The 13,931-nt window shown below is 48.4% G+C and carries 5 protein-coding genes; all 5 read left to right on the forward strand.

What is annotated here, in order from left to right:
- Nucleotides 1-13 precede the first annotated feature (13 nt).
- The 5 genes from KD145_RS03510 (at nt 14) to KD145_RS03530 (ending at nt 13,888) form a co-directional block, all read left to right on the forward strand.
- Nucleotides 14-4,009, forward strand: coding sequence for a hypothetical protein (locus KD145_RS03510; RefSeq protein WP_212004526.1), 3,996 nt, complete (start codon nt 14-16; stop codon nt 4,007-4,009).
- A gap of 4 nt (nt 4,010-4,013) precedes the next feature.
- Nucleotides 4,014-5,480 carry a hypothetical protein gene (locus tag KD145_RS03515; protein WP_212004527.1) on the forward strand — a complete coding sequence of 489 codons (1,467 nt, stop codon included), beginning with the start codon at nt 4,014-4,016 and terminating at the stop codon, nt 5,478-5,480.
- A 68-nt stretch (nt 5,481-5,548) separates the two neighbouring features.
- Nucleotides 5,549-6,046 carry a hypothetical protein gene (locus tag KD145_RS03520; protein ID WP_212004528.1) on the forward strand — a complete coding sequence of 166 codons (498 nt, stop codon included), beginning with the start codon at nt 5,549-5,551 and terminating at the stop codon, nt 6,044-6,046.
- Between the two features lie 121 nt (nt 6,047-6,167).
- Nucleotides 6,168-13,139 carry a type I polyketide synthase gene (locus KD145_RS03525; RefSeq protein ID WP_212004529.1) on the forward strand — a complete coding sequence of 2,324 codons (6,972 nt, stop codon included), beginning with the start codon at nt 6,168-6,170 and terminating at the stop codon, nt 13,137-13,139.
- The gene (locus KD145_RS03530; protein WP_212004530.1) at nt 13,136-13,888 is read left to right on the forward strand and encodes an aspartyl/asparaginyl beta-hydroxylase domain-containing protein; all 753 of its coding nucleotides are present in this window, start codon (nt 13,136-13,138) and stop codon (nt 13,886-13,888) included. The genes KD145_RS03525 and KD145_RS03530 overlap by 4 nt, the downstream gene beginning before the upstream one ends.
- Nucleotides 13,889-13,931 lie beyond the last annotated feature (43 nt).

Raw genomic sequence — 13,931 nt, forward strand, 5'->3', positions numbered from 1 at the left:
TAAACTGTTAATCATGGCAAACACCCAATATATTCCCGTTTGGCCAGGCCCGGTAGTAATGGTGCCTGTTCCGCTGGACGTACTCCGTATAGGAAATCCGGATGTCACATCTACCACCACCTGGGCCAGCACCAAGAACAATTATTTCAATTTGTGGATGAAGCAGATCCCTGACCCACCTCCATTTGGGCAAGGTACCTGTCCGGATGCAGGTATTCACCTGATGTGGACCCTTCCCTACAGCATGCGGCAGGGACAGCAATCCGATGTAAACAATCCGGAAGGGAACGTGGCATTCCCATTTGTTCCCAACAGGTGGCTGGTTACCCGGTTTACCTATCCGGTACAAAATAAAACCAATCCGAATCCTGCTCCTCCTCAGTTACAGGCAACCATCATCTGCAGTGATACCTTGTTTGATATAACAGCAGCCACTGAAAATGGCGGTCTGAGTGGAGCCAGTCAATATCCTTATCCGGAAGATCCGGCATTCCCTGTTAAAGGAATCGGCGCCAGCATGCCGCTTGCCAGCTGGAAGGGAGAGGTACGTAATGGCAAAGCATTTATTATGGCAGTAGGGCCTGGTGATGTTTCATGGTCTGTGGCATATGATAATGTGAAGAATGTATTTACCATGCATGATCCTGCAGGTGCAGATGCCGCACAATACACCTATTCTCTGCTGGGTTGGTATGACGATCCAAAGGATGATCTCCTGTCGAAAATAACGGTTGAAAGCAATGATGCGTGGATGGATGCGCTGGCATTGCAATTCGGCTGGTCCGTAGGTGGCTCCGCAGAAGTGCAGGAAGCAGTAGACGCCTGGCTTGCCTGGCAGAAGTCCCATGGTCTGGATGGTCCTTTTGACCCCAATAAACTACACTTGCCTCAACAGATCAAAGATGCCATGATTGCCTGGAATAACTGGCGGCAAGCGAATGGCGTGAAGGAAAATCAACCTAACCTACCTACTCAGTGCATTTGTCACTCTATGGCTTCTGTTCCCTGGAGTGGCAACGCCATCGCATATGGAACAGGGGTTCCTACCCCGGAAGGCGGCGTCACAATAGCTGTCGGCAATAATGCGATGGAAGCTATTTCCACCTACATGGCCAATAAAGTAGTAGAAAGTCAGGGACAGCACCCTGCGAATATACCTATTGTCGAAAGGGCGTTGGAAGCCTTCCAGAAAGATTTGCTCGCGCAGCTGAATGATGATCCTACCGGCGTAGAAATGGCTATCCATAAAGACCGGTTTGAACAACATTATGGTGGGCAAGAATGGATTGTGGTGAGGCCGGAGAGTACGGATGAGAATATCCTCGGCACAGGAGGACAACAGACGATCCCCCTCAATGCAGCTGATACGGCAACCCTGACACTCCTGAATGCAAAACAAAGTGAGCTGAATAATCTGAATGCAGACCTTCTCACCCTGCGACAGGAAATGTTTCAGGTGCATGTCAAACAAAGCCTCTTTATCAAATCCACCCCGGCAAATATCAGAACACAGGTGAATGATAGCATGTCTGCATTGACAGAAGCATTGAATACCCAAACCGCCGCCAGAGATCTAAAGAAAGCAGAAGTAGATACAGATGCAGCTGACTTCGCCGTGAAGCTGGACAAAAACTTCGTCCTGAAAGCGATAGATATCCTACCCGCTGCAGCGCCGGTAGATCCTGTCATCATGGTTGGTGGTGCCTATATTGACACCAAGCTCACCTCACCGGAGCAATACACAGATACGGCAGCACTGTTTGTCCGTTTTACCGGGCAGACCGTCACCGGCATCAATGTGACATTTACCGTAAATGGTAATACCCGTACACACCTGATTGCAGCGGAAAATCTGCTAAACAAGGTCACCATTCCCACCTGGAATATCTTCCCGAAAGAAGCCATGGATTTATGGATTGAAACCATGATACTGGATACTTCCTGTGCGGCATTGATCGCATCCATCTGGTTTATCAAAAGTAATATCACGCCTACCGCAGATCAGATGAGGGTGCTGACACAGCAGATCCAGACGCAGCAGACAGCCATCTGGAATGATTCAGCAGCGTTGGGATTACATCCGCAGGCCCTGAAAGCAGCTTCAGGTATAGAAGGAGTTATCCCTTCTCCCTTCGCCGTAGCATTTATTACCAAACAGCCATGGACACCCATTTACATGGATTGGAAGATCCAGTATATTCCAACCTCCATGGTGAGCACCGACTCCCTGAAGGACTGGAAGCTGGGAGAGATTGACTACGACTGGAAAGGCAGTAGTCTTACACCGCCTGCGAATAACATTGTTTTGTATGGTCGTGCGGTGATGAATGCCAAATCCTCCCAGGTGATACAAACAAAAATGGCCACCTTCCACAATGATCCTTTATACGATGGACTTCCGCCGTATGTACTCGAAGATCTGCAAAGAGTGGCTGGCATGGTAGGTCAGATTGACTTACTGACACAGTCCATGAGTGGTTTTACCAGACAGCTTACCACCTCGCTCATCTCTATCAATAGTGCGCCTACGGATACTACCGTTAAAAGGCTGCTGGGCGACACAGAGCTGAACTACAGACCAGTACTGGTGAACTATACGCAGACACAGCCCTTCTTCCCCATTCGTTCCGGGCACTTTCAGCTGGTAGATCTATGGGTAGTAGACGCATACGGGCAGGTATTGAAAACCAAAAGCAGGTTTGCAGCCCCATTGGACCCGCTTCCAAATGTTTACTGGTCCGAAAATCTAACCACTACCAGTCCCAACTATATTGATAAAGATAGAAAGGATTACGGGCAGTTGTCACCGAGGATATCGCAGCCGGCGAATGTACACCTTACCCTATTGCAACGGAACAATGATAATATCCCGACTAACTCCTCCGATTTAACCAGTCCTATCTGCGGCTGGGTGATGCCTAATCACCTGGATAACTCACTGATGGTATTTGATGCTGATGGCATTAACCAGGGAGCTGTCATCAAAGTACAAAGACAGATTGAAAACGGGAATGAACCTGGTGACTTCCAGTATACGATCCGATGGGATGCAGTACCGGGAAGCAATACTGCTCTGGGAGCGCCGCCGGAACTGGAAAACGAGCACCTGCAGGCATTTGTCAGCAATTTATTGAAAACAGGATTCGATGGAGCCGGTGCATATGATGATCTGATGAGTGTGATAGATGTCACCTTATGGCCAATGAGCAATTTCAAAACTCAGACCGGAAATCAGTCGATACTCCTGGGAAGGCCACTGGCAGTAGTACGTGGAGAAATTAATATGCAGCTGAGTGGTACACCGATTTACAATCAGGCCTGGATAGATACCGGAAAATATTATGACAACGGTCAGCACTATCAGCCTATTGATCCTCCATATCTCAACACTCCTTTCAATATCAGAATTGGGGATGCTTATCTGAATGGCAACGGGGCTATTGGTTATTTCGAAGCCGACAACTACAATACCTTCTATGCCGTGTATGGAGCTAACGGACAATCCAGAGAGCTGTTAAAAATGTTCTCCCGCAATTCCAGAGGCAAAATCGACCTGGCCGGTTTTGCCGCACAGAAATTTACAGGAGCCGATTTCGAATCTGATTACGTAAGTCCGGGTCATACGATAACGCTGACGCCCAAACGTAACGCTATCAAGCTCACGATGCTGGTAGATCCTTCGGGGGGCATTCCGGTGATTCCCGGCAGTCAGCCTTCTTTCAGTGTAAGTCTGCCTTTAGGTCCGGTTTCCAATGCCCTGACCAATCTGAAATCCACCTTCCGTACAGGTCCGCTGTTGCTGGACCCTGACAGGATAAAGATGCCTACTCCGGCAGAAGTCAATGGCAAATGGGGATGGATAGCCCGCAGGGATGTAACAACCTGGAGGGTAGAAACGCCTATAGAGCCTTACACACCAATAGCAACTTCAGATCAGGAAAATCTGCGGCTCACAGAAGGGTGGATTACTTTATCCGGCGCCAATAAACAACAACCAGAAAACAACTAAAAAGATGATGGCAGATTTGAAATTCAGTTATGATTTCCGGCCTTCCGAAATTTTCACCAACTCTGTAGTAGACCTGCATCTCTATATCACAAACAATACAGCCCAGTCCATTGAATTTGAAGGAGGGCCTGATAGTGATATTATACAGATTGGTTTCCCCAAAGGGGGCGGGGCTACAGACCTTGTAATTGATACCAGCTTTAGTGGCAAAGCAGAAACACAGTGGTTTAACTGTAATAAAAGTGCAGGTAGTGATTATTATGTTATCACGGCTATCAGAACAATCCCTATCCCTCCGGGAGAGGAAATTCAAGTCTCTTTCCTGAGGGTACCGATCAATAGTACCGGAGGAACTGCCGCAGTCGGCATAACGGAATACCTGGGCATTCTGGACCCTGCTACCGGTCAGAAGAATATCGTAAAAGTGCAGCCGCAGACATTAAGTCTGATGGCCTATTTACAGCAACAGATAGTAGGTTTGAACCAGTCCACCACGCTTACCTGGTATTCCACCGGAGCCACCAGAGTAGTGGTAACCGGATTTGCGACAGGAGATAAACAAAGGGAATTCCCTGTTAAAGGCGACAGGCCACCTTATCAGGATAATTGCATTGTAGATATAGCGCCTGACAAAGACGACACCCCCTACACCCTGATTGCCTATAACGGGAACGGCAACACGGACCCCAGTGTTCAGGTCAATGTAGTCCTGTTTCAAAGCAAAGCGATCATTCTTTCCTATGATGCCTACAAATCTGCCAATCTGAGTCAGGATAACCTGGTAGGTACTGATCCCCTGATGGTAAATCAGGCCATCTTCCTATACTGGTATCTGAAGTATGCATCCGGATCACAGCTGAGAACTCCTGACAGGCGCATTACTAATCCAATTACACCCATGCGGGTAACGCCCGGGGAAGATCTTGTCAAAGGTTATCAGGGTAATTACGGCGATATGCCTGATAGCGCCCCTTATCAGCTCACCGCATTCGGATTTAAGAATGATAATCCCACCAGGACACTCTCATTCAAACTTAAACCTGTTGGCATTGCCTACTTCAAATTCAAAGACAAAGCAGCAGATGGTAAGCTTTCCGGGGTTATCTGGCTAACAGATCCTGCGGATTGGCCGGCAATGGAAGTAAATCTGAGCAGTCAGCCTTACAAATTCGTCATTTATCAGCCTGGTGGTGCACAAAACACCTATTACCTGGGTGATAATGATAATCATCCACAGATACAGTATTTCAATTATGCCAAAGCTGATGCCGACAAGTACACCCTCAGCTGGGTGACTGCGAATCTCACCAGTCTGACACTTAATCCCGGAAATATCACTATTCCGGCGAATCAGATCAAAGATGGTGCTCAAACGCTAAAGCTGGAAGCGGCACAATATACACTGACAGGCCGCGCTGCTGACGGGAGTTCTATTGTGAGTATTCTCCGGGTACCTTTCACTGTCAGTTAAAAATTTTCCGATACATCATGTATTTCTTAACCTTTAAAAATTCATTAACCCAAAAAAACAAATTCATTATGGCTACTATTAAAGTTGATGAAGGCCAGGTAGGGGAAGCACTGGGAGATAATACCCTGGAATACCCGAATATCAATAGCTGCCTGTCTCTTACAGCAGTATATGCCGACAAAAAAAGATACGGCGGGCATGCTGTCATGCTTGATCTCCAACCCGGCCAGCTTACTCTGCAGCAAATCTGCGATAAAATCAATGCCAATAAAGGGACCAGTACCAGACTGATCATCATTGGTGATATAGGCACATGGAATCAACACTGGGGTATCCTGGATCAGACCAAAAACCTCGTCCTTAATGGCAAGAAAGTGACCAGTGTAGGAGATATTGGTGTTAAGATGGGATTTGCCACCACCGATGAGTATGATACCGATAACTGTGCTACACCTGGTGGCTCCTATGATGTATACTTCGGCTATATCAGCGGAGCGCGGAAATTCTGGGTATATGACACTAAGACAAAACTGGATTGTCCTTATATCGGGCAGAAAACCTGGTAACTATTTAGCCATCAGGGCAGCCCCAAAAGCCCTTTTTTACTTTTGGGTCTGCCCGGCCAAATGCAAGCCAGGATATGACAAACATTACTTATGATGAATAACCCGTTTCAAAAACTATTGCATGGAGTATAAAACAATTGTCGATCTTATCTCCAGATTCCCTATCAGTAAAGCCAATGAGAAGGCGCTTATATTCCTGGATCACAATGGCAAAGAATCACAGGTTTTCACATACCGGACGCTGAAACAGCAATGTGTTACCATCGCCGAAAACCTGCACGGACATTTAACTCCCGGAGAAATGGTGCTATTATGTACCCCTGAGCAATCCGACTTCACCCTTGCATTTTTTGGTTGTATGATAGCTGGTATTGTGCCGGCTCCTATGGCGCCTGTTCGCAACAACAAGGATAAAAACGGACTGGAACGGATTATCCGGATTGTCCGTCAGCAAACCATTCGCAGTATTATCCTGCCGGATGAACAGGTATCCTTGTTCCGGGAGGCACTCCAGACAGCCAATGCTGGTAATGTCCACCTTATTCCATTGCAGCGATTATTGCAGCCATGCATCACTGCCGAATCTTTGCCGGAAATCAGCCCGGAAGACATCGCATATATTCAGTATACATCCGGATCTACGGGCACTCCGAAAGGTGTTGTCATCCGGCATCGGAATGCCATTAGTAACCTCGCCTACATGCATCGGGTATTCCAGCGTAGCGAGACCGCCAGAGTAGCCGGCTGGCTGCCCTTCCATCATGATATGGGACTCATAGGTCATCTCCTGGGCATCCTCTTCGAACATGGATTCGGTGTCTTTATCAGTCCGCAGTCCTTTATGTCCTCTCCATCCCTATGGCTGCAGATGATAGGACAATATCAGGCCAATGCTGCAGCCGCTCCCCCTTTCGCATTTGAACACTGCTGTAATAAAATTGCAACTACAGCCGGACTTCAATTATCCTCCTGGAAATATGCCTATGTAGGTGCTGAAACAGTTTCTCCTGAACTGCTGCAACGCTTCGCTGCAAAATTTGCACCTGCAGGCTTTGATATACATGCCTTCAAGCCTGTATACGGACTGGCAGAAACCACCTTACTGGCAGCAGGCGGAGGTATGGGGCTAGATGAGCTACTATCGTCTATGCATATACGTCATACCGGTCAGACGACCCGGCATCTGCTCCCCTATACTATAGATCCGGAAGTCCGTATATCCGTGCATCATCCCGAAACCGGCGCATTGCTCGCAGCAGGAGAAGAGGGTGAAATTTATATCCTGAGTGCCGGCAACGCCGAAGGATTACTGGATGACAAAGGCTTACAGAAAATACCCGATAATACCCCGCTGAGAACCGGGGATACAGGATTCCTGGAAGATAACCGGCTCTATGTCACCGGCCGGTTAAAAGATATTATCATCGTGCGAGGTGTAAACTATACCGCTGAAGATCTGGAAAACATGATCCGTTACCATCAGGAGGACATCCGGACAAGCGATCGGACCGTCTGTATTTCCCATATTGCAGCGGAAGAACAATTGCTGGTATTTCAGGAAATACACCGTCATACCGATATTTCAACACAGGAACGTATCATTGCCAGGATTAAAGGGAGCCTGGCGGAAGGTTATGGAATTGTTCCTGATAATATTCTGCTGGTACCTTCGGGGGGTATTCCCAGAACCACCAGTTACAAAGTATCCAGGAAAGCGTGTCTGGACAACTATTTACAGGGAAAGCTGCCATTACTTAACCACATTCCCCCTGCGGCTGTCATGACACCAGATGATGCAGTAGTGATTGTATCCATGGCCTGCCGGTTTCCTGGCGGGGCCAACACACCGGAAGCTTTCTGGGAATTGCTGCAGCAGGGTACAGATGCCATCAGTGAAGTTCCTGCCAGCCGCTGGGAAAATGATATTTTCTATGATGCAAGACCTGCCATGCCAGGGAAAGTCAATACCCGCTGGGGAGGATTCGTGGATGACATTGATCAGTTTGATCCTGCCCTATTCGGAATATCACCCCATGAAGCCCCGGAAATAGATCCGCAGCAAAGGTTGCTCCTGGAAACATCCTGGCGGCTGGTGGAAAATGCAGGCTGGAAAAAAGAACAGCTGGCAGGTACTGATACAGGGGTTTTCCTCGGCGTATCGACTAACGATTACCTATATATGAAAATAAAGCTCATTCCAGGCATGGAGAGCTTTAATGCCTACTCCGGGCTGGGTAATGCGAACAGTCTGACCGCTAACCGGATTTCCTACACCTACGACTTAAAAGGCCCCAGCATGGCCATAGATACGGCCTGTTCCTCTTCTCTCACCGCTTTCCATCTGGCAGTACAATCCATCCGAAACGGGGAATGCACACAGGCCATTGCTGGTGGAGTAAATGCTCTATTATCTCCGGGTCCGACCATCACCTTGTCGCAGTTTGGCATGATGTCGCCGGTAGGAAGATGCAAGACCTTTGATGCCAGTGCAGACGGATATGTACGTGCAGAAGGTTGCGGAATGGTCATGCTAAAGCGGAGATCTGCCGCCTTGCGGGATGGAGATCCCATCCTGGCAACGGTACTAGCCAGTACAGCCGGGCAAGATGGTAAAAGCAACGGGATCACCTCTCCTGATGGAGCAGCACAATACCGGCTGATTACCAGAACACTCGCCGAAGCCGGCATCTCCCCGGATACTGTTTCTTTTGTTGAAGCACATGGTACCGGCACAGCCCTGGGTGATCCTGTGGAAATGGAACAACTGGTAAAAACCTATGGGCGGGCGGCAGGCAATATTTGCCATATAGGAGCAATAAAAGCGAATATAGGTCATCTGGAAGCCGGCGCCGGTATCGCAGGATTATTAAAGACGGTGCTGATGTTGCAACATGGCAAAATTCCACCACAGCCACATTTGCAGGAATTAAATCCACGCATACATCTGGAAGGAAGCCGCCTGAAAATCCCTACTGTACTGACCAACTGGGAGTCGGCAGATCCACGGCGCGCTGCCATCAGTTCATTCGGTTTTGGAGGTGCGTTAGCACATGCCATCCTGGAGGAATTCACTCCAATAGGTCCGCAGGTAAAACCAGAACGTCCATTATTTACACAAATACCTTTTATATTCTCCGCCCATTCCACGGATGGACTGTTGCAGCAGGCAGACCAATGGATTGATTTTCTTTCAAAAGATCCGGACATCAGTATTCATGATTTGTGTTTTACTCAGGCGACTACCCGAACGGACCTACGTTATCGTCAGGCATTTCTGACAGATAGTAAAGCCGTTTTAACACAGAAGCTAAAAGCCTTCCGGGAAGGCGTTTTCCAGCACTCTGATATGGTAACAGAAGGACAACGCTGCTTCATTTTCTCCGGACAAGGTGATCAGTACAGAACTATGGGCAGGGAATTGTACTTCCATTTCCCTGCATTCCGCAGGGCTTTTGACCGCTGTGCTGCAGCAGCAGATGATCCGGAAGCAGACTATTCACTGGTAGGCATGATCAATGGAAAAGAAGAAGGATCTTTTCTGTTAGACCATCAATATCAACCTGTACTTTTTGCAGTGCAGTATGCTTTGGGAATTTTACTGGAAGAAAGCGGCTGCATTCCACAACTGTTACTGGGTCACAGTATAGGCGAATATGCAGCGGCCTGTCTGGCCGGATGTTTTGAACCGGAAACAGGTATAGCGATGCTCAAAAAGAGAGCCGCATTATTGACTGCTCTTCCCCGCCAGGGAAATATGCTGACGATTTTCGCAGACGGGGAAACAGTAGCAGCGGCTATTAATCCCTATCCGGAACTCTGTATTGCAGCGATAAACAGCCCTCTCAAAACTGTCATTTCCGGTAGTCCTGATGCCATTAACGAAGTAGCCAACTTCTTCAGCAGTCAGGGTATTGGCATATTCTCCCTAAAAGTATCGCAGGCATTTCACAGTCAATATATGGACCCCATTCTGGAGCCTTACCGGGAATACCTGCAGCAGTTTACCTTCCGTGCACCCTCGAGGAGATGGATTTCTTCCTTACATGGAACAGAAATGACTATGGCCCCGGATGCAGATTACTGGATACAACAAACGCGGCAGGCCGTTAATTTCAGACAGGCGTTGACGTTAATAGCACCCGAAAGCATACGGGAGTTTGTAGAAATTGGTCCGGGTGGCAATACCTTGCTCGCTGTCAGTGAAACCATCGACTGCAGCAATACACAATTACTTCGCACCCTCAATTTCCGGAAGGGCGACAGAACAGAAATCTATTTTCTCCTCGAAGCCCTCTGTCGCATGTACAGCGCGGGAGCACAGATACACTGGGAAAATATACTGCAGGGACAGGCTTTTCCGACGCAGATACCAGGACAGGCATTTCAGCACAAACGTTACTGGCTGGAGGGATTAAGTTCCGATCACCTGACAGCATTAGCAGATCATACCCGTCAGACTCGTGTATCCAGGCAAATACTACGTGATTGCTTTTACCAAATCCGCTGGAATCCTGCCGGCACTATTTCTGCCGACATACCGGAAGAGCTGTTACGTGAAAAAATCAACTGGATCATTGCTGCACCCGCCGGACCTGTTACCGATCAGTTGCTGCAGCGATTAAAAGCTGTTCAGAAAAGTGTATACTGGTTCTGTACAAGCGAATCCAGCGATACCGGCCAATACCGCCCTGATTACCATTTCAACGTACAGGCTGTAAAAGCCGACTATCGGAAAGCATTAGATAAAATAGTTAACCTTCAGCGAACAGAAAATGAACGTGAGTGGAAAATTATTTACGGAGATGCAAGTCTGTCAGAACAGCATTCACCTAGTTCAATAAATCATATATCCGATAGCGTTAGTATGCTCATTCCTTTCCTGCAAGCAGTTAAGGAAAGTGCACTGGTAATGCCTTTATGGCTGCTCACCCGGCATGCACAGCCAGTGCCGGATGCAGGAAAAGACCTGAAGCTGTCAGCCGCCGCGCTATGGGGATTTGGCAAGACTTTATTCCTGGAGCATCCCGAATGGAGAGGTGGCATGATAGATATAAGTAGTCCGGAAGATGTATCTGTATTGCTACATAAAATATTGCAGCCTGGCAGGGAGCATTGTATCACCCTCCGGAAGGGGCAGCAATATGTCACACAGTTGCAACCCATGCCGGAAGTAGCGGCAGCCACCATTTCTCTTCGCAATGATGGCGCCTATATTATCACCGGCGGCTTCGGCGGACTAGGACTAGCCTGTGCATCATGGCTGGCAGGCAAAGGTGTGAAACACCTGATACTATTGGGCCGCAGAGTACTTCCTCCAGCAGAAAGCTGGGCATCCATCACCGCAGAACATCCGGAATACCATGTCATCCGCCAGCTTAGTGGGTTACAACAGGAAGGCATACACGTAGCAACACATAGCATGGATGTGAGAGACAGCAGGGCACTCGCACATATCTTCGAACAGCTGGATGAACAGCAAATACCTGTTCGTGGGGTATTGCATGCCGCCGGCGTCAACTGGTTTTCCAAAGTAATGGACCTGGACAGCAACAAATTAGCCGGTACGCTGCAGATAAAGACCGAAGTCTCCTGGCAGCTGCATCAGCTTACGAAAGAGCGGGACCTCGACTGCTTCCTGTTGTTCTCCTCCGTATCAGCATTATGGGGATCTGTTGACCTTAGTCACTATACTTCCGCCAACTATTACATGGATATGCTCAGTATGTACCGGAAAGGCCTGGGACTACCAGCTACCTGTATCGACTGGGGACCATGGGCAGAAGCAGGCATGAGTGCAGGAGCATACGAAATGCAGGTACTGGAGCAATTGGGGTTCCGGCTGCTGGCCCCTGCAAAAGCGTTATCCTGTATGGAGACTGCCATTGCCAGACACGATCCGTTGTTACTGATCGCAGATATTAACTGGGAAAAATTCAGGCTGTTTACAGAATTCTCGCTGCAGCCATCCCTATTTGGTCAGGTAGTCAAAAGCAATACCGCAGCCACACCAGCCGCCGCCAACCTGGATCACATCCTGAGCAGTACACCCGCAGCCGCCAGAGCTCAGATTGAAGAAGTAGTAAGGCTGGAGCTCCGCATGGTCATGTTGATAGAGTCTATGGATACGATAGATGCCCGTCAGCGCTTTAACTTCCTGGGTATGGATTCGCTGATGGCGATTTCCTTCGTAGCGCGATTGGAACAGTATTTTCATTGCAGGCTGTCGGCGACATTGGCCTACAACTACCCCACCATTGAAGCGGTGACTGATTATATTTTCTCGCTTGTATATGAGAACAGGGATACCATTCAACCAGTTATTACGCAGCTGCCGGAACCACTGCCGGACGCGGTTCCTGTGCCGAAAGCATTTATAGTCATGAATGAAAAAAACAGACCAGTAAAACAGCAGCTGTATTGTTTTCCATATGCCGGTTCCGGCGCCTCCGCCTATTCCCGCTGGGCAGATGCTTTCGGAGAACAGCTGGAAGTGATCGCCGTACAGCCACGTGGTCGGGAAGAGCGGAGTCATGAACCCGCATTCACGGACCTGCAGGCCCTTGTCGCAGATCTGTTGCAGAATTATTCAGATCCTGCGGAGGAGTTTTATTTCTTCGGCCATAGTATGGGCGCATTGATGGCATATGAGTTTTACGTTGCCTTACAGCGTGCAGGCAGGAAGCTGCCCGCAGGATTGATCCTGTCCGGATGTGGCGCTCCGCTGGAAGCAGGTACAGGAACCTTACATCAGCTGGGCGAAGATGCCTTTATAGAAGAAATCCTGAGAAGTTACGGCGATCCCGGTATTGCTGCGGAAAGAAGGAAAGCCTTACAGCATACGAGTGAACTGTTACGTGCCGATCTGCAGGTACTGGAATGTTATCAGCCGGGAGGTATGGAGATAACCATTCCACTGACAGTAGTTGCCGGTCTGCATGACCAGCTGGCGCCAGCTGCAACAGTACGCCGCTGGATGGACCTGGCCACTGATAATTTCTCCATTTGTTATCTGAAAGCAGGCCATGACCTGGTACAGCAAAAAAGTCAGGATCTCATAAAAATTATTTCCTCAGCCATCAAGCAAACATTATGAGTAATACGGTTAAACCATGGTACAATGTATTTGGAGGCCGCTATACCGGCGGGCAGCCACCGTTTTATTGCAGAGAGGAGCTTTCATGGGTAAGGGTACTGGAAGATAATTGGGAAACTATCCGGGATGAAGTCATCGGATTAATGCAGGAGAAGCCCGCCAGATTACGGCCTTATTTCATTAATAAGTCCATGTCTTTTCCACCGAAAAAATGGAAGACCATGGGATTGTATTTCTGGAAATTCACCATGCATGACAACTGCAGAAAATGTCCGGAGACAGTGAAGCTGATGAAGCAGATCCCCAATCTCACCTCTTGTTCCCTCAGTGTATTGGAAGCAGGTTCCAACATCAACCCGCATCAGGGAGATACGGATGCAATTATCCGCTGTCATCTGGGATTATCGGTGCCTGCTACTTTGCCAGACTGCGGGTTTCAGGTATCAAAGGAAATCAGGCCATGGGAAAATGGGAAGGCGCTGCCATTCTGTGATGCCCACACCCATACCGCCTGGAATAACTCCAGGGAGCGGCGGTTAATCCTGATTATAGATGTGATCCGTCCCGAATTTGCCGATCAGCAAAATATGATATGTGCACATGTACTCGCGTCTTCCGCACTACAAATGTTATATCAACGATTTGCCTTCCTCGGACGGCAATCCGGTTACCTGAAGAAAAATCTCTATCATCTGCTGCGATATGCTATCTGGGTAGTATTACCTATACAGCGACTGAAATTTTTCTGATAGGGTAATCATCGAAGATTATTATCTGGCAATAGAAGAGGCC

The organism is Chitinophaga sp. HK235 (assembly GCF_018255755.1).
GTDB lineage: Bacteria > Bacteroidota > Bacteroidia > Chitinophagales > Chitinophagaceae > Chitinophaga.

Bases quoted from the DNA above. Each gene is read 5' to 3' on its own strand.
- KD145_RS03510 (WP_212004526.1), top strand. From the start codon at position 14: ATGGCAAACACCCAATATATTCCCGTTTGGCCAGGCCCGGTAGTAATG.
- KD145_RS03515 (WP_212004527.1), top strand. From the start codon at position 4,014: ATGATGGCAGATTTGAAATTCAGTTATGATTTCCGGCCTTCCGAAATT.
- KD145_RS03520 (WP_212004528.1), top strand. From the start codon at position 5,549: ATGGCTACTATTAAAGTTGATGAAGGCCAGGTAGGGGAAGCACTGGGA.
- KD145_RS03525 (WP_212004529.1), top strand. From the start codon at position 6,168: ATGGAGTATAAAACAATTGTCGATCTTATCTCCAGATTCCCTATCAGT.
- KD145_RS03530 (WP_212004530.1), top strand. From the start codon at position 13,136: ATGAGTAATACGGTTAAACCATGGTACAATGTATTTGGAGGCCGCTAT.